Annotated in this window: 18 protein-coding genes; 12 read left to right on the forward strand and 6 right to left on the reverse strand. The window is 39.1% G+C overall.

The genetic code is table 11. The features are described from left to right. Nucleotides 1–36: 36 nt before the first annotated feature. Both QFX10_RS05550 and QFX10_RS05555 read left to right on the forward strand, forming a co-directional pair. Complete coding sequence (locus QFX10_RS05550; protein WP_280607196.1) at nucleotides 37–1,008, forward strand: HesA/MoeB/ThiF family protein; 972 nt, start codon at nucleotides 37–39, stop codon at nucleotides 1,006–1,008. After that, nucleotides 992–2,182, forward strand: coding sequence for an MFS transporter (locus tag QFX10_RS05555; RefSeq protein ID WP_280607197.1), 1,191 nt, complete (start codon nucleotides 992–994; stop codon nucleotides 2,180–2,182). The genes QFX10_RS05550 and QFX10_RS05555 overlap by 17 nt, the downstream gene beginning before the upstream one ends. 64 nt (nucleotides 2,183–2,246) lie before the next feature. On the opposite strand, the gene QFX10_RS05560 is transcribed toward QFX10_RS05555, so the two are convergent. Further along, nucleotides 2,247–3,359, reverse strand: a complete 1,113-nt coding sequence (locus tag QFX10_RS05560) for an LCP family glycopolymer transferase (protein ID WP_280607235.1) — start codon at nucleotides 3,357–3,359, stop codon at nucleotides 2,247–2,249. Nucleotides 3,360–3,619: 260 nt separating this feature from the next. On the opposite strand from QFX10_RS05560, the gene QFX10_RS05565 reads away from it, so the two are divergent. After that, the gene (locus tag QFX10_RS05565; RefSeq protein WP_280607198.1) at nucleotides 3,620–4,975 is read left to right on the forward strand and encodes a threonine/serine exporter family protein; all 1,356 of its coding nucleotides are present in this window, start codon (nucleotides 3,620–3,622) and stop codon (nucleotides 4,973–4,975) included. Between the two features lie 89 nt (nucleotides 4,976–5,064). After that, nucleotides 5,065–5,739, forward strand: a complete 675-nt coding sequence (locus QFX10_RS05570; protein ID WP_280607199.1) for a 2,3-bisphosphoglycerate-dependent phosphoglycerate mutase — start codon at nucleotides 5,065–5,067, stop codon at nucleotides 5,737–5,739. A gap of 204 nt (nucleotides 5,740–5,943) precedes the next feature. Here the strand turns inward: QFX10_RS05570 and QFX10_RS05575 are convergent, their stop codons facing one another. From QFX10_RS05575 to QFX10_RS05590, 4 genes are all read right to left on the reverse strand, one after another. Beyond that, nucleotides 5,944–7,278 carry a C1 family peptidase gene (locus tag QFX10_RS05575; RefSeq protein ID WP_280607200.1) on the reverse strand — a complete coding sequence of 445 codons (1,335 nt, stop codon included), beginning with the start codon at nucleotides 7,276–7,278 and terminating at the stop codon, nucleotides 5,944–5,946. Nucleotides 7,279–7,534: 256 nt separating this feature from the next. Next, nucleotides 7,535–8,842: an IS4 family transposase gene (locus QFX10_RS05580; protein ID WP_280605492.1), complete on the reverse strand. Its 1,308-nt coding sequence runs from the start codon at nucleotides 8,840–8,842 to the stop codon at nucleotides 7,535–7,537. A gap of 141 nt (nucleotides 8,843–8,983) precedes the next feature. Further along, nucleotides 8,984–9,670, reverse strand: coding sequence for a ribose-5-phosphate isomerase RpiA (gene rpiA, locus QFX10_RS05585; protein WP_280607201.1), 687 nt, complete (start codon nucleotides 9,668–9,670; stop codon nucleotides 8,984–8,986). Nucleotides 9,671–9,696: 26 nt separating this feature from the next. Beyond that, a complete protein-coding gene (locus QFX10_RS05590; protein ID WP_280607202.1) occupies nucleotides 9,697–9,984 on the reverse strand; it encodes a GNAT family N-acetyltransferase in 288 nt (95 codons plus the stop codon). 284 nt (nucleotides 9,985–10,268) lie between these two features. Here QFX10_RS05590 and QFX10_RS05595 point away from each other — a divergent pair, with 284 nt between their 5' ends. From QFX10_RS05595 to QFX10_RS05630, 8 genes are all read left to right on the forward strand, one after another. After that, a complete protein-coding gene (locus QFX10_RS05595; RefSeq protein WP_280607203.1) occupies nucleotides 10,269–10,805 on the forward strand; it encodes a dCTP deaminase/dUTPase family protein in 537 nt (178 codons plus the stop codon). A 229-nt stretch (nucleotides 10,806–11,034) separates the two neighbouring features. Continuing rightward, nucleotides 11,035–12,405, forward strand: a complete 1,371-nt coding sequence (radA, locus tag QFX10_RS05600; RefSeq protein WP_280607204.1) for a DNA repair protein RadA — start codon at nucleotides 11,035–11,037, stop codon at nucleotides 12,403–12,405. A gap of 30 nt (nucleotides 12,406–12,435) precedes the next feature. Next, nucleotides 12,436–13,545, forward strand: coding sequence for a PIN/TRAM domain-containing protein (locus QFX10_RS05605; RefSeq protein WP_280607205.1), 1,110 nt, complete (start codon nucleotides 12,436–12,438; stop codon nucleotides 13,543–13,545). A gap of 118 nt (nucleotides 13,546–13,663) precedes the next feature. Next, entirely contained in the window at nucleotides 13,664–15,154 is a 1,491-nt protein-coding gene (gene gltX / locus QFX10_RS05610; RefSeq protein ID WP_280607206.1) for a glutamate--tRNA ligase, read from the forward strand. A gap of 119 nt (nucleotides 15,155–15,273) precedes the next feature. Continuing rightward, nucleotides 15,274–16,683 carry a cysteine--tRNA ligase gene (cysS, locus tag QFX10_RS05615; RefSeq protein WP_280607207.1) on the forward strand — a complete coding sequence of 470 codons (1,410 nt, stop codon included), beginning with the start codon at nucleotides 15,274–15,276 and terminating at the stop codon, nucleotides 16,681–16,683. Between the two features lie 2 nt (nucleotides 16,684–16,685). Continuing rightward, nucleotides 16,686–17,084: a Mini-ribonuclease 3 gene (locus QFX10_RS05620; RefSeq protein ID WP_280607208.1), complete on the forward strand. Its 399-nt coding sequence runs from the start codon at nucleotides 16,686–16,688 to the stop codon at nucleotides 17,082–17,084. After that, nucleotides 17,084–17,824: a 23S rRNA (guanosine(2251)-2'-O)-methyltransferase RlmB gene (gene rlmB / locus QFX10_RS05625; RefSeq protein WP_437178596.1), complete on the forward strand. Its 741-nt coding sequence runs from the start codon at nucleotides 17,084–17,086 to the stop codon at nucleotides 17,822–17,824. The genes QFX10_RS05620 and rlmB overlap by 1 nt, the downstream gene beginning before the upstream one ends. A gap of 1 nt (nucleotide 17,825) precedes the next feature. Next, a complete protein-coding gene (locus QFX10_RS05630) occupies nucleotides 17,826–18,350 on the forward strand; it encodes an NYN domain-containing protein (protein ID WP_280607209.1) in 525 nt (174 codons plus the stop codon). A gap of 32 nt (nucleotides 18,351–18,382) precedes the next feature. On the opposite strand, the gene QFX10_RS05635 is transcribed toward QFX10_RS05630, so the two are convergent. After that, a complete protein-coding gene (locus tag QFX10_RS05635) occupies nucleotides 18,383–19,570 on the reverse strand; it encodes a YSIRK-targeted surface antigen transcriptional regulator (protein ID WP_280607210.1) in 1,188 nt (395 codons plus the stop codon). Nucleotides 19,571–19,757: the final 187 nt, after the last annotated feature.

The raw sequence follows: 19,757 nt of genomic DNA on the forward strand, positions 1-19,757 counted from the left end.
CCTTTATTAAGATTGTGTTACAAGGGGAGAGGATTTATGAAAATGAAAAGGACTTTGCAACCATATGTTGCGGAAGATAAAATTGTCTTTGGATATGGTAATGAATCTTTAGTTAGATCATTACCATACACTAAAAAGAATGAAGAGCTAGTAAAAAAACTAGATAGGTACGATACTAATGATATTGATAAGTATACTTTGGATGAGTTAAATACTGTTAAAAAGTGGGCTAAGAAGGGTTTACTCACAAATAATCAGTATAACGATGATAAGTATTCTAGAAATATTAATTTCTTTGAGTGGATCGATATTTCTGAGAATACTGACCCAGTTAAGTATCAACAGCAATTATCTCAAAAAGAAGTATTGATTGTAGGTATGGGGGGAATCGGTGGAAATATTGCAGAAATATTGACTAGGTTAGGAGTCAAAAGATTTATATTATTGGATTTCGATAAGGTAGATGCATCCAATTTAACCCGACAGAGTGTTTTTCAAGAAAAAGATATAGGATATTCAAAAGTCCTAACAGTTAAGCGTTATTTAAAGGAAATTGATAGCAGTGTAAGTGTAATTACTATAGAAAAAAAGATCACGACCAAGCAAGATTTGGATGAAGTCTATAAACAATATGACTTTGATTTAGCACTTTGTTGTGCAGATAAACCAGAAATTGTAATAGATTATTGGTTTGACGATCTTTCGGAAAAATATGGTAAGCCTTTTATAGCTGGTTCGTATGCTTCGACCGTAATAAATTATACATGTATTAGGCCAGGAAAAACTGAATCATTACGAAAATTCTATAGTGAGAACATGATAACTGATGAAAATCTTTTGGGAAATAAAGCTCCTACGAGTATAATAGCGCCTATTTCATATATGGCTGCGGGCTTGATTGCTTATCGCGCATTTTATGAACTTGTAGATTTGCGTAATGAAATACCAGATGCTATCCAAATTGATCTACTAAATTGGCAGGTGATGTGCTATGACCTTAATGAGTAAATATCCTAAAGATTTTCGCAAGTTGATCTATAGCGGAAGTATGGATAATATTGCAGACAGTCTTTATGGAGTGGCTTTTTTACTTGGATTAGTCAAGATCTATCATATCAAAGCCGATTCGTTATCACTATTTGTTTTAGTCGGGATGATTCCATCACTGTTAGCCTTCTTGTATAGTCCTTTTTTGGCGAAGATCAAACGCACAAAAGAATGGCTCTTATTTTTTCGAGGACTTTACTTTGCAGTAGCCTTTTTAGTAATGCTTAGCTTTTATTGGCATGTATCAGTGGGCTATTTATATTTGTATAATCTACTCTTCAGTCTGCTTGCGAGTTTACAAGCCGCATTGCAAACTCGACTCGTACCTGAGATCTTACAAAATAAAAATGAGTTGATCGAACGTTCCGTTGATATTCAATATTTTACAGGAAATACACTCGATATTTTAAGTAATTTTGTCGCTTCACTTTTACTGGGGATCATGTCTTATCTAGCCGTTATCCAACTTAGTTTTCCGTTTTTCGTTTTGGCTTTTCTTTTTATTCTTAAATTAAAAGGCGTAGGTCAAAAGCAAAACGACCAATTTGAAAAGCTTCCGCCACTAAAAAGCCTTTTAGTGAGTAGTAAGCTCTTTTTTCAACGAAAGAGTGCGAGCCAGATCATTATGATCGAAGCTTTTTTAAGTGGCGCATTGGATCTACTTTCAACTTTAGCGCCATTGTATTTAGTGAGTTTAAAAGTTGATCTTAAGTGGTTAGGGGTGATCTTAGCACTACAACGTGCAGCTGATTTTACTGGAGCACTTTTAGCTCCGTATGTTTCGATCGAGCATAAGCGTTTCTTTTGCATTGATTATATTTTTTCAGGAACGGCTTTCTTACTGATCTTTATCATTCCACAATTTTACATAAAATTGATCTTACTATATTTGGGGTTTGTTTTAGTCGGAATTTCAGGGAATATTTTTGAGAAGATGATCTATCAAGAATATACACAGTTAGATTTTTCGGTCGTTTCAACATTGGTCACAAGTCTATATTCGTTTTTTGGAGTCCTTTTTTTACTTGTTCCACAATTTTACAGCAACATCGTCGGCTTAGGTCTGGTCTTGAATAGTTTGACGATCCTTTTTGGGATAATTATCTCTTTTCAAGGTAAAAAAAGCTTGAAATAAAAAATGCTAGGAAGCACCCTTTTAAAGGGAATGTTTCCTAGCATTTTTTAGTGTCATAAATTTATCAATAAGTTGAATTGCCATAGTTATTACTGTAGTCAGGGCCACTATGATCATAATCGTTTTGATCATAGTCACTCGAACCATAGTCACTACCATAGCTGTCTGCTTGATCGCTAAAATCTTTGTCAGTCTTTTCTAGCCCAAGTTGTTCACGGATCTCATTTGAGATCTTTTTCTTTTCTTCGGCCGTTGCGACTTGATAAGATAAGCCATCAAGCATCGTGTCTTGCCCTTGAAGAACTTTTGAGTTGATATTTTCACTTGCAGCTGTATATTTAGTTGCGATCGTGACCATGTCGCCATAAGTCAAATCAGTTTGCATATTTGAACCGATCGATTTTAAGATCTTATCGTAATTAGAGATCGCAGAAACGGACATTGCTTTGCTGACGATCGCTTGGATAACTTGTTTTTGGCGTTTTTGCCGACCATAGTCACCTTCGGGATCGTCATAACGCATCCGAGAATAAGCTAAAGCCTGTTTTCCGTTCATTTTGACAGTCTTGCCTTTTGTAACATCAGCCTCTTCGTATTTAAAAGTCAAAAGCGGTTTGATCGTGATCCCGCCCACAGCATCAACTAATTGTGTTAGTCCTCGCATGTTGACTAAAATATAGTAATCGATCGGAATATCAAGCGTATCTTGAACTGTTTTGACGGCCGTTGAAGTACCTCCGATCGTGTACGCTGCGTTGATCTTGTCATAAGAGTTTTCTGAATCGGGCACACTGACTTTAGTATCACGGGGAATACTTGTCAAAGTTGTTGTTTTAGTTGAGGGGTTGACAGTCGCAACGATGATCGTATCGGTCCGCCCTTTATCCGTTCGTCCGAGATCGCCTGTGTCAGTTCCCAAAAGTAAGATCGAGATCGGTCTTTTATCTTTTAAAACAGAGGAAACATCACGACTTTTTTTCAAATTTGTTTTTGAATAAGTTTGATCGATCGTATTTTTAGCTGAATTTAAGATATTGTATGCATATGCGCCAATAGCGTAGAAAATAGCTAAGGTTGCGAGCAAAAGTCCAAGATAGATCCGCTTACGTAACTTTGTATCCATCTTTTTAGCATGACTGTGACTATTACGTCGGGGCTGTTTGTTTTCGTTGTCCATATCAATATGTAATGCTATATGAGAGATATAGCCTGTCCTTTCTTTAGTGTTTCGACTAGCCTTCATTTTAGCATAGTTCAATAAGTAAAAACTACCTCATTTAGTATACACGCTCATTTCAAAAGTTTAAGCTTTAGGCATAAAACTTAAATGAATTTAAAAGATTACGTTTTTTTTAAGCTTTAAAAGCCTGTGTTATAATAAAAAGTTGTTTATACATACCAAGCATAACAAATTTTACATAAGAGGTCGGGTGAAGAATGGAAGAAAAAAGAAAAAAGAAGATAAAACGTGCGCCTCTCTCGAAACATCACCATATGTCGATCAGATGGGATGAATTTGTCGGTGAATCTGGGGATGTTTTAGCGATCGATGCAAGTTTAAAAGAAAAAACCGCGATCGTTGGTCGGATCGGGATCTTGATGTTGGCATGTGGGACAGGGGCTTGGCGCGTGCGTGATTCGATGAATAGTATCGCGCGAGTCTTAGGACTGACATGTACGGCTGATGTGGGACTGGTCTCGATCGAATATACATGTTTTGAACTTGATCAAAGTTACACACAAACGCTAGCTTTAGCAACCTCGGGTGTCAATACGAGCAAGCTGACAGAATTAGAAAATTTTGTTCGTGAATTTGAAGTGCACGGGCGACAAATGTCTTTGGCAGATATTCATTATTTATTAGACGATATCAAACAACGTGCTGGGCTTTATCGCCCCCCGATCTTAGGCTTGGCAGCTGGTCTAGCTTGCAGTGCCTTTGTCTTTTTGCTTGGCGGTGGGATCGTTGAGATGTTTTGTGCTTTTATTGGTGCAGGTGTTGGCAATTATCTTCGAGCTGAGATGAATCGGCGTCATATCACACTTTTTGCAGGGATCTTTGTCAGTGTTTTAGTGGCTTGTTTGATGTATATGTGCTCATTTCGCCTTTTATCGCTACTTTTGCCCCTCTCTTCCCGGCACGAAGCAGGATATATCGGAGCGATGCTCTTTGTGATCCCAGGTTTTCCTTTCATCACAAGTGGGCTCGATATTGCTAAATTAGATATGCGCTCGGGCTTAGAACGGATGGCGCATGCTTTAACGATCATCGTAGTCGCGACTTTAGTCGGGTGGTTAACAGCGATGAGTATTGATTTTCGACCGGAAAATTTTATTCCCTTAACGCTAGCGCCATGGCAATTATTTTTATTGCGGTTACCAGCAAGTTTTTGTGGAGTCTTTGGCTTTTCGTTGATGTTCAATAGTTCACCTAAGTTAGCGGCGACAGCTGGAGCTTTAGGGATGATCGCTAATACACTACGCTTAGAATTAGTCGAATTCACCCACGTTCCGCCGGCAGCGGGAGCTTTTATCGGCGCGCTCGTTGCAGGTCTATTAGCTTCAAGTATTGGTAAAAAAGCAGGTTATCCCCGGATCTCACTGACTGTCCCTGCGATCGTGATCATGGTCCCAGGACTTTATATGTATCGTGCTGTTTATAATATTGGTCTAACTTCGATCAGTGTCGGTGCTTATTGGTTGACTCAAGCGACTTTGATCGTGATCGCTTTACCGTTAGGCTTGATCGCTGCGCGGATCTTGACTGATCCTAAATGGCGTTATAGTGGCTAGAAAAGCCTTTAAGTAGCGGACGGCTTTGCTGCACGCTGCTTTTTTAGTTATCATAGTAATGATGAGTAGCAGAAGAAAGGTGTAACTTGATGGTAAAATTAGTGTTGATCAGGCATGGACAAAGTTTAGCTAACCAAGAAAACGTATATACTGGTTGGTCAGATTCTCCTTTAACGAAAGCTGGGATCAAAGAAGCAAAATATGCAGGACAATTATTAAAAAAAGAACCGTTAGCTTTGACCAAAGTCCATACTTCATGTTTGACGCGAGCGATCAAAACCGCTGATATCGTTTTAGAGGAACTAGGGCAAGCTTATTTACCACTGACTAAAACATGGCGCTTGAATGAACGGCATTATGGCGCTTTACGTGGCTTGAACAAAGATTATACGCGTAAGCTTTATGGGCAAAAGCAAGTAGCTTTGTGGCGTCGCTCATTTGAAGCTGTTCCTCCTAAACTGGACCATTTCGAATCAGAACGGCGTTATCAGAGATATCCAGCTTCGATCGTGCCTAGAGCTGAAAGTCTAGCACAAGCTTCGCGGCGGATCATTCCTTATTGGGTCGATCAGATCGCTCCTGAATTATTACGAAATAAAGATCAGTTAGTTGTCGCTCATGGTAGTACTTTAAGAGCTTTGATCAAATATTTAGAACAGATCTCAGATACAGGGATCGATGGAGTCGAAGTTGGAAATGCGACTCCGATCATCTATGAATTGGACGAACAGTTACAGATCATCACCAAAAAAATTTTAGAATAAAAAATAAGAGGCTGTGACATAAGTCCTTTTTCACATAAAGCATTATTATTCGTTGTTACTTTCCACTACAAAGTCTTAAAAACTAGTATTTTCAGGAAAAAGAAAGACATCTTCAAATTCCGAATGCCGGAATTTGAAGATGTCTTTTTACTTATGTCACAGCCTCTTATAGAGTAGACTCGCTTGTCTAGAAAAGCGAGTTTTTTAAGCTAAAGAGCCCATTGGATCCCAAGGTGCTAAGACTTTAGGTTCTTCTTTCAAAACAGCTTGTAAGTGTTCTGGCAAGAATTTCTTATTGACAACGATCTGGTAGCAGTATTCATCCATCCAGGCGTCAGACATTACAAAGAAACCTTTTGTCCCAACTTTTTCTCCCCAAGAGTTTTCAACTTTCCATTTTTTAGTCTCGCCAGCGACGATATCAACGCCAGTTAAGACCATTGCATGTGTCATCAAACTTTGGCTGTAATCTAAGCGTTCAGCTTTTGACATTGAAAGATCGACATCGAAGAGTTGATCACGGTGGTAAACTTCAAGATCCATGATCCCTTTTTTTCGATCAGAAGATTTCCCGACATCACAACCAAACCAGACGCTTTCACCAGCTTCAAGCTGTTTGACAGCAAGGCGCTTGAAAGTGTCCATATCAACGTTTAGATGGCGTACTTCACGACCACCGACAACATTACCTAACATATCTACCGTATAGAGATGGTCGTATGGTTTGTCAGCTGTTGGACCATTGATGACAGAAACGTAATCACTTGTGTGCCACCCAAGATATTTATCAAAGAAAGACTTTGGAGTCAGACCTTGGTCGAGATGGTAGTTGTTATCTTTATCACGGTATTCAAAGTCAAATGTTGTTGGGGGTTCACCGAAGCTATAGGCCGCCATGCGGTAAACTTCAGCTAACATCTTTTCTTTTTTAGCTGCGATCTCTTCTTCAGAAGCCTTATTTTGGACTAATTCACGGAGCGTAACAGCATCTTTTCTAAGTTTCAAATTCAAAGTTGCGTTGAATTCACTTGAAGCTGAGGAATTATAAGTTTCAGGCATGGCTGTTTTAGGTACGACACCGTATTTTTCGATCAAGCCCATGATCATATCCCATTGGCCTCCGTCTTGTTGAGGAGTTGCTAAAAGCCAGGCAACTTTTCGATCAGAAGTTGGGAAAAGGGCTGTTTTTAAGATATTTTCGTAAAAATAGTTAGCTTTTTCAAGTTTATCCCAGAAGAAAGTATAATTTTGAGATAACTCAAAATCATCAGCTAGATCGTAGCGGGCTCGTAGATCGTGACGCATCGTATTCAATGCAGCAAACATCCAGCAACGGCCAGATTGTTTTTGATTGGTAACTTTACCAGTATCAAGATCGATCGAGAATACCGGAACTGAGTTGATATCTGCTCGTTGATCACGACTAGAAGCAAAGATCCCGTTTTGTGAAACAGTCCGTGTGAGGACGCGATGGTCTTTGCGACTTTCAAGTTGTTCTTTAAAATTTTTAAGCTGAGTAGTACTGATCTCTTTTGTCAAAAACGCTCACTCCTTTTTTTGAGTTAACAACAGTGTAATCCTTTTTTAACGTCAAGTAAATATTTTAATTAGTTTTTGTTAATGTTTTGCAAAAAAAAAGATCAGGCAAGCTACCCAATGTCATTAAGTTAAGCCTACAGTACTAAAGATTAGATATTGAAAAAGAGATCAGAAACATATTTTGTAGTTATCTGATCTCTTTTTATCACGACAAATAAGCTGATAGTTAATCAAATTTTTTTATCAGCACGTTCTTTTATGTTATTCTGTAGTTGAATCCTGATGCTTTTCTTCTGCTGGATGATCTTTTATAATGCCGACCATTCCTGATTGGAAGAATATTTTTAGAAATATAGGATTCTAACCGTTTTGGTGGGGATTTTCCTCTAATAAAAGATCTACACAGTCTCACAGCGACTGTAAAATTAACTTTATATTGATATGATCGAGCCTTTTCTTGGAGTGATACATGATCTATGATCATTTGGGTGAAATTGTACACTATAAGTTTAGCGTAGATCTCTTGAAGGATCCCCACTATTTTTTTAGCGTGAAAGTTCAATAATCCCAAGGTATGTTTCAATGTCCTGAATGCTGTTTCTATCCCCCAACGTAAATGGTAAAGCTTTTTTAGTTTCCAAGCTGGATATGAACTTTGATTTAGATTAGTTACTACAGTCACATCCTTGTCTTCGGATACAGAAAAACGTACTATTCTAAATTCAAGTGAATAAAATTCAGTTGGGTCAGCTTTCTTGGTTTTTTGTGATAAAAAATCGAAGGTCACATTGGCCGGTATAAATCTATAAGAATTACGTTCTCTAAATAATTCCTTAGTTTCTCTAGTTTGTTTACGTGTTAATTTTAGTGTGAAATGTTTATCGAATTGGCGTTCATCTGGAAGTGCTATTCCACTGATCACGCCATTGTTGTTTCGTACTCTGATCAAGAAAGACCAACCTTTTTCTTGGATGTGCGCTAAGGTATTATAAGATTCATATCCTCTATCGCCAATAATGAGCGCCTTAGGGATTTTAGAACGAGCGATCATTTTATTCAAGGCATTGCGCTCATTATCCATACCTTTTTGGACGATCACATCTGTATAAATTTGTTTGTCTAAGTCAAAGAGTGCGTTAAGGTGAAGTAAATTATAAGCTTTGCGACCATTTGGAGATGGAAAATAAGAGCTTTTATCAGTTGGATCAGTTGGGATATGAATACTAGAGCCATCGATAGCTAGGATCCTGATTTGACTTTGAGTGTTTTGTGATAATCGATCGGAAAACAGATGGAAGAATTTTTTAAACGCCTCAGCTTTTACTTTATATCTTTGTTGTGTAAAAGCTGAAACAGTGAGTTCCGGTATACCTCCTGTTAGTTGTGATAATTCACTTAGAATAGTCCCGCCACCCATTGATAGAATATAAAGTAGCGTGTCTTTAAAAACAAGTTTTCTCTGACGTATAAAATCACGTTTGGGATCGACAACATATTTTTCTTTTTCTTGGTCGATCGAGTCAAGGGTAGTTAAAAATAACTTTTTCAGTTGTGCTATATTCATAATGCTCACCTCCGTACATTAATAATCTCTATTAACGTCATAGATGTCAAAAAAGAGAGCTTGTATCAAATTTCTAAATTGAAATTTGATACAAGCTCTCTTAACTTAATGACATTGGGCAAGCTACCTGATCTTTGATCTTTAATCTCGTGCGTGTAAAATAACAGGACCTTCTTGTTTGCCGACGATCACAGTGTTGACCATGTCAAGGAAGAGACCATGTTCAACGACTCCGACTTCTTTGATCAAATAATCTGCTAAAGCGTGTGGATCTTTGATCTCGTTTAAATGCAAGTCAATGATATAGTTATCTGAATCTGTTAGTAGTAAACTCCCGTTGGCTTGTTTTCTAAAGGTCGGATTTAGACCTTTGGCTTCAAAACGGTCAAAGATCTTTTGACTACCGTAAGGGATAACTTCGACTGGGAGCGGAAAAGCGCCTAGGTGTTTTTTCATTTTGCTTTCGTCAACGATCCAAAGAACTTTAGCAGAGTTGATCGCAACGATCTTTTCAAATAGCAGAGCTGCTCCGCCACCTTTGATCCCTTGGAAATCACTTGAGATCTCATCTGCACCATCGATGACTAGATCGATATGGTCAACTTCATCGACTGAAGCAAGCGGGATCGAAAGCTTGCGAGCTTGATCGGCTGTAACATTTGAAGTCGTGACCCCAGTGATCTTTAAACCTTCTTCTTTGATCCGGCGCCCTAAAGCTTCGACCATGTAATAGACAGTCGAACCAGTCCCAAGACCTACGACCATCCCATCTTTGATCCATTCGACTGATTTTTCTCCGACAAGACGTTTTAATTCATTTTGATCCATTGTAAGTAGTTGATCCTTCCCATAATTTACTTTGCTTGTTTGAACAAGAGCGTTTCTAACTCTGGATGTTTCTTGAAATAGTTTTGTGTGTACGAGCAGAGGGGCAAGATCGTTTTCTTTTCAGAACGTGCATGTTCTAAGAAGAAAACAGTCATCTTTTCAGCCAGACCTTGCCCCCGCGCTTTATCAGCGACCCAAGTATGTTCGATAACATAAGTTTGCTCGTTATTGATCATCTTAAATCCGATATTGCCAAGCATCTCTTCATGTTCATCTTGGCAGATCAGTTGGTTTTCTAGCCATTTGAAATCCATAAAAGTGCCTCCGTTCGATTGATTGCACAGCATCAATAAATGAGAGCGAAATGCTGTTTGCCTTCAAAATTAATGGTATCATAATTGTAATGGCAATAACTACTAAAATGAATAAGTTCGATACACGAAATACTCAACCACTGATCTTTAAGTCTTTCAAACCAATAGTGTTTAATGTAGTCTTGGTTTATGACTTAAAACTATGGGAAGTAGTTGTGTTCGACAATGCAAACAAGGGAGGAAAGCTATATTTTTGACTACATTAGATATAGCACGTTTTAAACATGAAAAGAGGATTTGAAGTCGTTTCAAAGTATGCTACTGAAGAGATCGAATTACCAGTGCGCGCCACAAAAAACGCAGCGGGGTATGATTTTTGTGCGGCTAAAGATTTTGTTTTACCAAGTATTTGGCGCCGGGATCTTTTAAAGATCTTGTGGGCTTTACGCAAACAAAAAGAATTTACCCAAAGTGAATTAACAGAGGCACAAGCTGTTTTGCGTCCTTATTTAGTTCCTACTGGGATCAAAGCTTATATGCAACCCGATGAATTCTTGATGTTAGCCAATCGTTCGAGCAATCCGTTAAAATACGGCTTGATCTTGCCAAATGGTGTCGGGATCGTAGATGCTGACTACTATAATAACGCTAACAATGAAGGTGAGATCTTCTTTCAATTAGTCAATTTTGGACTAACGAATAAAGTGATCAAAAAAGGTGAACGTTTAGGGCAAGGGATCTTTTTACCATATTTGTTGGCAGATGCTGAAAAAGCCCCATTACAAGAGCGAACAGGTGGGTTTGGTTCATCTGGGCGCTAATGATTTAAGATTATCTTATAAATTTTTTTAGTAAAATTCGGGTATACTGTGTACTCAAAAGAATATGTAGTGCGCAGGCAACTGGATCGAACTGCTGATATCCACGAGAAAGATAAAATGTGATGGATATCGCTTTGCATGAAATAAGCTCAAGAAAGGAAAACTATATTGCTTTCTCAAATAACTTCATCAAGAAGTATTTGCTCACATTTGATATAGAAAAAAATAAGTGGCAAAACCAAAAAGTAAATATGTTTGTCAAAATTGTGGCTATGTCTCACCGCGCTACTTAGGCCGCTGTCCAAATTGCGGTGAGTGGAATACTTTAGTCGAAGAAGTCGAACAAAAGACAGCAACTTTAAAAGCGACACCACGGGTCACCTTAGCAGGCACAAAGACTGCGCCCCAAAAGATCGAAGAAGTTACGGTCGCCAAGACGCCACGGATCGATGCTAAAAATGCAGAATTGAATCGCGTTTTAGGCGGAGGGATCGTTCCAGGTTCAATGGTCTTGATCGGGGGCGATCCAGGGATCGGTAAGTCAACGTTGCTTTTACAAGTTTCAGGAAGCTTAGCTGATCAAGGTGGAAAATTACTATATGTTTCAGGAGAAGAAAGTGCTAGTCAGATCAAACTCCGTGCTGACCGGCTCGGTGTTTCTGGGAGCGATTTTTATTTATATCCTGAGACAGATATGGGCAGTATTTTACAAAATATCGAAGAATTAAAGCCAGACTACGTTGTGATCGATTCGGTCCAAACGATGCAGATGCCAGAGATCACTTCAGCAGTCGGGAGTGTGGCGCAGATCCGTGAAGTTACCGCAGCTTTGATGCAGATCGCTAAAACAAATGGGATCACGATCTTTATCGTCGGTCATGTGACGAAAGGGGGAGCGATCGCAGGACCAAAGATCTTAGAGCATATGGTCGATACGGTCTTGTACTTTGAAGGTGATATGCACCGGTCATTTCGGATCTTACGGGCTGTCAAAAATCGTTTTGGTTCAACAAATGAGATCGGTGTTTTTGAGATGCGTGATGGGGGATTAGTCGAAGTACCGAATCCATCAGAGATCTTTTTAGAAGAACGCTTGAGTGGAGCAACTGGTTCAGCCGTTGTTGTTTCACTTGAAGGAACGCGGCCGATCTTAGCTGAGATCCAAGCACTTGTGACGCCAACCGCCTTTGGCAATGCTAAGCGCACAACGACAGGACTTGATCATAATCGGATCTCACTGATCATGGCCGTTTTAGAAAAACGTGCGGGGCTGTTGTTGCAAAATCAAGATGCTTATCTTAAAGCCGCTGGAGGCGTTAAGTTAGATGAACCTGCGATCGACCTAGCTGTAGCAATGAGTATCGTGTCTAGTTATCGCGATGCCCAAACTGCGCCTGACGACTGCTTTATCGGAGAACTGGGTCTGACTGGTGAAGTCAGACGCGTCAATCGGATCGATGCGCGGATCGCAGAAGCTGCTAAATTGGGGTTCAAGCGCGTCTTTGTCCCACAAAACAATCTAACTGATCTAGAGTTACCCTCAAATATTCAAGTTGTCGGTGTCAAAACACTTAGTGAAGCATTACGACATGTTTTTTGATTCAAAAATAAAAAAGAAAGGAATTAAGTTATGCGCAAAAGAATAATTCGATTGATCTTTGCATTTTTAGGGATCGGGGCTGGATATTCATTTTTACCAAGTTTATGGCGCATTTTGAATATCGACCAACCTGTTCTTTATAACGGGATCATCAATATGTTGATCGGTTTTAGCTTACTGATGATCTGTTCATTTTTCTTGACTGAACCAGTCGAGGGGATCTTAAAAAAAGTTGAGGAGACGTTAGCTCGGCAAAAGACGGAGGTCATTATCTCAGAAAGTATCGCAATTATCGTCTCACTTGTGATCGCCGTTTTGATCTCAACGCTCTTTTGGCAATCATCGCTCTTTTTTGTCAATACGATCTTACCGGTGATCTTGATGATCGTTTTTGCTTATTTAGGGTGGTTTGTTGGACGGACGCGTTTGAGCGATCTACCTAAAATTTTTTCCACTAGAACCCGGAAAAAAGACAGTGAAAACAATAACGTTTTAGAACGAAAAGCCGGTGATAATTTTTATAAATACAAGTTGTTAGACACGAATATTTTGATCGATGGTCGGATCTATGATCTAGCTAAGACTGGCTTTTTAGAAGGAACTTTGATCGTCCCTAACTTTGTGTTGTATGAATTACAATATATTGCCGATTCGGGCGATAGCATCAAACGTGTTCGGGGGCGACGTGGTTTAGATATTTTAAATAAACTGCGCGACGAAAAGATCGTGCCAGTCGAGATGTATGAAGGTGATTTTGACGATATTCAAGAAGTCGATTCAAAATTGATCAAGTTAGCTAAAATGCTTGATGCGGTGATCGTTACAAATGACTACAATTTAAATAAAGTCAGTGAATTTCAAAATGTCAAAGTTTTAAACGTCAATGCTTTAGCTAAAGCATTGAAACCGCGTGTCATTCCAGGCGAACGCTTGAATGTCATGGTCATCAAAAACGGAACTGAAAGACAACAAGGGGTCGCTTACTTAGACGATGGGACGATGATCGTTGTTGAAGATGGACGTTACTATATGAATAAAACGATCGAAGTTGAAGTGACCTCGGCCTTGCAAACTGACGCTGGGCGAATGATCTTTGCCAAACCATACCATTCAAAGAAGAAACTCAAGGAAAAAAACTAAGGAATTTCTAGCGTAGAGTTTATTTTTTAGCGTATCCAGTGTAAAATTGTAGAGTATCTATAAGAAGGGAACTAAAAGTTCTTTTAATTATCAAAATAATCAGAAAGAGGCGCTTAATTTGGCAAAAGATAAGATTCGCGTGCGTTATGCTCCAAGTCCAACTGGACATTTGCATATCGGTAATGCTCGAACAGCTTTATTCAATTACTTGTTTGCACGGCATAACAAGGGAACATTTGTATTACGGATCGAGGATACAGATACAAAGAGAAATATCGCTGACGGCGAAAAGAGTCAGATGGATAACTTAGCTTGGCTAGGGATCGATTGGGATGAAGGTCCAGACAAGCCAGGTAATTACGGTCCTTACCGTCAATCAGAACGTAAAGATATTTACCGTCCTTTGATCAATGAATTATTGGAAAAAGGTCTCGCGTATGAATCTTACATGACAGAAGAAGAACTCGAAGCGCAACGTGAAGAACAAAAAGCTCGTGGCGAAGCTCCACGCTATGTCTACGAATATGAAGGCATGAGCGAAGAAGAGATCAAAGAAGTTCAAGCTAAAGCTCAAGCTAAAGGCTTAAAGCCAGTCGTGCGGATCCGTTTACCACATGACAAAGTTTATGAATGGGACGATATCGTTAAAGGTAAAGTCAGCTTTAACTCTGATACGATCGGGGGCGACTTTGTCATCCAAAAACGCGACGGGATGCCGACATATAACTTTGCGGTCGTTGTTGATGATCACTTGATGGAGATCACACACGTTTTACGGGGCGATGATCATGTTGCTAATACGCCTAAACAATTAGCCGTCTATGAAGCTTTTGGCTGGCAAGCACCAGTTTTTGGACATATGTCCTTGATCATCAACTCTGAAACAGGTAAGAAACTTTCTAAGCGTGATGAAACAGTCTTACAATTTATCGAACAATATCGTTCCCTTGGTTATTTACCAGAAGCGATGTTCAACTTTATCACTTTATTAGGTTGGTCTCCAGTAGGTGAGTCTGAGATCTTTTCTAAGAAAGACTTTATCAAGATGTTTGATCCAAAACGTTTGAGCAAATCACCAGCTGCTTTTGATAGCAAGAAACTCGAATGGATCAACAATCAATACGTCAAAGCAGCAGATAGTGATGAGATCACTGATTCTTCTTTGAAACAATTGATCAAAGCTGAAAAGATCGCAAGTGATCCAGATGTCATGACGATCCAATGGGTCCGTCAATTAGTCAACTTGTATAAGCGTCAAATGTCTTATACAGGGCAATTAGCTGAGATGGCTGAGATCTTTTTCAATGAACCACCAGTTTTAGATGAAGCAGCCAAAGCGGAATTAGCTGATCCATCGGCGAAGGTCGTGTTAGATGAATTTGCTAAGCGAATGCAGACTTTACCGATCTTTGATGCAGTTTCGATCCAAGAAACGATCCGTAAGATCCAAAAAGAGACAGGCGTTCGTGGCCGAAAACTTTATATGCCGATCCGGATCGCAACGACCCGCGAGATGCATGGTCCAGAACTTGCACCTTCGATCGAACTTTTAGGACGCAAAAAAGTTTTACGTCATTTAGAACAAACATTAACTGAAATGGAAGCTTAATGTCATAAAGTAAAAGCTGCGATCAAAGACGTCAGTCTCCGCAAGGCAGCTAAAAAAAGAGCCGTACCCAAGGGAACAGCTCTTTTTTACTAAACAATGATTAAGAAGGGGGAATTATCATGATCCAGATCTATAATACTCTGACGAATAAAAAAGAAGAATTTCATCCGCAAGTTCCAGGTAAAGTCAGTATGTATGTTTGTGGACCGACTGTTTATAACTATATCCATATTGGCAATGCCCGCTCGGCGATCGCTTTTGATACAGTTAGGCGCTATTTAGAATATCGTGGCTATGTTGTTGATTATGTATCTAATTTTACCGATGTTGACGATAAGATCATCAAAGCTAGCCAAGAAACAGGTCTAAGTGTCAAAGAACTTACCGATAAGTATATTGCAGCTTTTTACGCTGATATTTCAGCTTTGAATATCAAAAAAGCAACTAAAAATCCACGGGTGATGGAAACGATGGATGATATCATCGCCTTTGTCAAAGCTTTAGTTGCAAAAGGTTATGCTTATGAAGTGGCAGGCGATGTCTATTTTAGAGCACGAAAATTCAAAGATTACGGTAAGCTTTCAGGGCAAGCACTAGATGAACTTGAATTAGGTGCTAGTCAACGTGTAACTGCTTTAGATCAAGGGAAAAAAGAAGATCCTTTAGATTTTGCCTTATGGAAAAAAGCTAAACCAGGTGAGATCGCTTGGGAGTCTCCTTGGGGTCTAGGGCGTCCAGGGTGGCATATCGAATGTTCAGTGATGGCTACGAAATACTTAGGTGAAACGATCGATATCCATGCCGGTGGTCAAGATCTGGAATTTCCGCATCATGAAAATGAGATCGCCCAAAGTGAAGCTAAAACAGGGCAAAAATTCGCTAACTATTGGATGCATAACGGATTTGTCACGATCGGACAAGATGATGAAAAGATGAGTAAATCGCTTGGAAATTTTGTGACGGTCCATGAACTTGTCAAAACGCTTGATCCGCAGATCATTCGTTTTTTGATGGCTACGACGCAATATCGACGTCCGATCCGTTATAGTCAAGCTAATCTTGCAGACGCGACTGCTAATTTGAATAAATTGAAGACCGCTTTTCAAAATGCAAGTTATCGTCTTAAAGATGCCACTGAAACGCCACTTGAAAAAGATGTCGAAGCCGAATTTTTAGCACATCAAGCTGCTTTTGTAGAAGCAATGGACGACGATTTCAATACCCAAAATGGGATCACGGTTTTATATGAGATCGCTAAGCAATTAAACGTCTATGCGACTAAAACTGAAGTCAGTGCAGAAACGTTGCGCTATCTTTTAGCGAATTTTGCGCAGTTAGCTACGATCTTTGGGATCAAATTAGAAGAAGCTGATTTAGATGATGAAAAAATCGCTATCTTGATCGCTAAAAGAGATCAAGCACGAGCTAAACGTGATTTTGCTACAAGCGATGCGATCAGAGATCAGTTGAAAGAACAAGGGATCATTTTAGAAGATACACCTCAAGGAACAAGGTGGAAGAGAGAATAATTATGACAGCAGATTACCGACAAATGAATGGGATCGCACTAGCCTATATCGGCGATGCGATCTATGAAGTTTATATCCGAGATCACCTTTTAGCTCAAGGAATGACCAAACCAACGCGCTTGCATCATCGGGCTACCCATTATGTTTCGGCGAAAGCGCAAGCGATGTTGATCAAAAAAATGGAAGAACAAGCTTTGTTGACACCAGAAGAACAAGAATATTTCAAACGTGGGCGCAATGCTAAAAGCTATACTTCAGCTAAAAATACTTCGGTCGTGACTTATCGGATCTCGACTGGCTTTGAAGCATTATTTGGTTATTTGTATTTGAGTGGACAAAAAGAGCGGTTAGATGAGTTAGCCACTTGGTGTATCAAAACTGTCGAGGAAGGAGAAAAATAATGGCACAAAATGAAGATTTCGTGATCGGACGTCATCCGGCTTTAGCTGCTTTAAAAAGCAAGCAAGCTGTCAATAAAGTCTTTATCCAAAGTGGACTCAAAGCAGATGCTCTAAAAGAGATCAGTGCTTTAGCAAAGAAAAAAGATGTGATCGTCAATCAAGTTCCTAAAGCTAAGTTAGATCTATTAGCCGATGGTCAAAATCATCAAGGAGTCGTTTTAGCTGTAGCAGCGTATGAATATGCTAGCTTAGACCAATTATTTGAACAGGCTGAAAAGAAGGGTGAAGATCCGTTCTTTATCATTTTAGATGGGATCGAGGATCCACATAATCTCGGCTCGATCATGCGAACTGCTGATGCTGCTGGGATCCATGGGATCATCATTCCTAAACGTCGTGCAGTACAGTTGACTGCGACAGTAGCTAAAACATCGACGGGAGCGATCGAATATGTGCCTGTCTGTCGTGTAACTAATTTAGTTCAGACGGTAGAAGAGTTGAAAAAACGTGGCTTATGGGTCTTTGGAACAGATATGCACGGAACTGATTTTAGAAAATGGAGTGCCAAAGGACCGACAGCGTTAGTGATTGGAAATGAAGGTAAGGGGATCGCGCCTTTATTAAAGAAAAAATGTGATGAGATGCTCACGATCCCGATGGTCGGGCATGTGCAAAGTTTAAATGCTAGCGTTGCTGCTAGTTTGTTGATCTATCAAGGTTTTACTTCAAGAGGCAATTAAAATGAAACAGCAGATCTTATTAGTCGATGCCTATAATATGATCGGGCATTGGCCAGAATTAGAACGGTTAAAAAAAGCTGATCAACTCGAAGCAGCCCGTGATAAGCTGTTACACATTTTATCTGCTTACCATAAGCAAGTAAATGCGCGGATCATCGTTGCTTTTGATGCAATGTATGTGCCAGGACTTGGCCAAAGCTATGAACGTTATGGTTTAGAGATCGTTTGGACTGATGAAGGTCAGACGGCTGATAGCTATATCGAACGCTTGGCAGGACAGTTGCAAACGCGCCTGACACAAGTTACAGTTGCGACAAGTGACGGAGCCGAACAATGGGCTGTCTTTTCCCAAGGAGCTTTACGTAAACCTGCGTGGGAGCTTTATCAAGATATCAAGCGAGCTAAACAAGAGGTCCACGAAGCAACGCGGACATATCAAGATCAGGCCTTAGTGCGACGATCACCTTTTGATGAGGAACAACTCAAAGAGTTAGCTAAATTAAGAGATGAACTTTCAAATAACTAACTAAAAAGCCTTGGCGTTTTGCCAAGGCTTTTTTAATCAAGTAAAGTTGCAGTTTGCTGATATTGTTTTGGGGTCTGACCAACTAATTTTTTAAAGACACGTGAGAAGTGAGAGGCGTCTGCAAAACCTAAAGTATAGGCAACTTCATTTGTCGTAACGTTTGATTTGAGCATTAGTTTTGCTTCTGAGATCTTCCGGTCAGTAATAAAATCTTGGACAGTTGAACCAAGTTCTGCTTTAAAGAGAGAACGCAGTTTAGATTCACTGATATTGAATTGATGTGCTAGTTCTTTGACTTTAAGCGGACGATACATATTGGTATTAATGTATTGAACGATCGAAGTTATCAACGGTGATAGATGTTTAGATGAAACTTCGTTAACTTCGTTTGTGTAATAAACGATCGCGGCATCGCGAACTTGTAAGATCTCATCTAAAGTCGTACTCAATTCTGTTTTTTTGATAAAAAGATCACGGCTACTATAAGCTGTGATGATATCCATTCCAAGTTCGATCCCCGTTTGGGATAATTTTTCAAAAACAACGATCGAATAATTTTTTTCAGAGCGTAAAGAATCACCAGTAACTGCAGGTACAACGCCATTACTTAATTTAAAGACCATATCACGTAATTTATTAACATCGCCGTTGCGGACATAGTCTAAGATCTTATGTTCATATAAATATAGGTACATATTAGAATCGAAATTTTGAGAAATAAGGTATTCGATCCGTTGGTCAGTGATCTCAGTCGAATATTTTTTAGCATCAAAATGCACTTTATCAGTCATTAGGTCTTTGATCTCACCAGAAAAGAAATAATGGACCATGATCAAAATATCTCGGAGCTCACTGGTTGAAAAAAGTGGTAACTCTTCTAAGTAGGTATAGAGTAGCTCTTGGTCGCGGGGACTGACTTTTAATTTTTTCATATCTTTATTAAAGAACGTTTTGTTAATATGATTACACTTGAATGGTCCAAAAAGAATATGAAAATTCTCAAAGTTATAGAGTAAAAACATATCGTTCAATTCGCCACTGATAAAATTGAATAGTTCGTGAGATTCAAGGGCATCATGTAAAATATTCTCGTAGTCACTAAAGAGTACGGTCGTTCGATTTGAACGATACTCTTCGATTATTTCTAAATTTTCATCAAAAACGATGATCGGTAATCTAAGGCAAATATGCAAAGATTTGATCATTTTTAGCCTCTTCATAATAGATTAGGACCCCTTTGATAATAAACTAATTAAAATAAAATATTACAAAATCTCCTCGTAATTATTATAACTTTTTTAAAACTATCAATACTAACTATTTGTTTAAAAAGTCAAAAAGTATTGAAATATTCAATTTTTAAAATTTATTATAAATCGTTTTATACAATTTATGCGGAAATATACA

The organism is Ligilactobacillus faecis (genome assembly GCF_029889745.1).
In the GTDB taxonomy this organism is placed as follows: Bacteria; Bacillota; Bacilli; order Lactobacillales; family Lactobacillaceae; genus Ligilactobacillus; species Ligilactobacillus faecis.

What these genes read in the sequence shown, in the direction of transcription:
- QFX10_RS05550 (WP_280607196.1), top strand. Translation starts at nt 37, where the DNA reads ATGAAAATGAAAAGGACTTTGCAACCATATGTTGCGGAAGATAAAATT.
- QFX10_RS05555 (WP_280607197.1), top strand. Translation starts at nt 992, where the DNA reads ATGACCTTAATGAGTAAATATCCTAAAGATTTTCGCAAGTTGATCTAT.
- QFX10_RS05560 (WP_280607235.1), bottom strand. Translation starts at nt 3,359, where the DNA reads ATGGACAACGAAAACAAACAGCCCCGACGTAATAGTCACAGTCATGCT.
- QFX10_RS05565 (WP_280607198.1), top strand. Translation starts at nt 3,620, where the DNA reads ATGGAAGAAAAAAGAAAAAAGAAGATAAAACGTGCGCCTCTCTCGAAA.
- QFX10_RS05570 (WP_280607199.1), top strand. Translation starts at nt 5,065, where the DNA reads ATGGTAAAATTAGTGTTGATCAGGCATGGACAAAGTTTAGCTAACCAA.
- QFX10_RS05580 (WP_280605492.1), bottom strand. Translation starts at nt 8,842, where the DNA reads ATGAATATAGCACAACTGAAAAAGTTATTTTTAACTACCCTTGACTCG.
- rpiA (WP_280607201.1), bottom strand. Translation starts at nt 9,670, where the DNA reads ATGGATCAAAATGAATTAAAACGTCTTGTCGGAGAAAAATCAGTCGAA.
- QFX10_RS05590 (WP_280607202.1), bottom strand. Translation starts at nt 9,984, where the DNA reads ATGGATTTCAAATGGCTAGAAAACCAACTGATCTGCCAAGATGAACAT.
- QFX10_RS05595 (WP_280607203.1), top strand. Translation starts at nt 10,269, where the DNA reads ATGAAAAGAGGATTTGAAGTCGTTTCAAAGTATGCTACTGAAGAGATC.
- QFX10_RS05605 (WP_280607205.1), top strand. Translation starts at nt 12,436, where the DNA reads ATGCGCAAAAGAATAATTCGATTGATCTTTGCATTTTTAGGGATCGGG.
- cysS (WP_280607207.1), top strand. Translation starts at nt 15,274, where the DNA reads ATGATCCAGATCTATAATACTCTGACGAATAAAAAAGAAGAATTTCAT.
- QFX10_RS05620 (WP_280607208.1), top strand. Translation starts at nt 16,686, where the DNA reads ATGACAGCAGATTACCGACAAATGAATGGGATCGCACTAGCCTATATC.
- rlmB (WP_437178596.1), top strand. Translation starts at nt 17,084, where the DNA reads ATGGCACAAAATGAAGATTTCGTGATCGGACGTCATCCGGCTTTAGCT.
- QFX10_RS05630 (WP_280607209.1), top strand. Translation starts at nt 17,826, where the DNA reads ATGAAACAGCAGATCTTATTAGTCGATGCCTATAATATGATCGGGCAT.
- QFX10_RS05635 (WP_280607210.1), bottom strand. Translation starts at nt 19,570, where the DNA reads ATGAAGAGGCTAAAAATGATCAAATCTTTGCATATTTGCCTTAGATTA.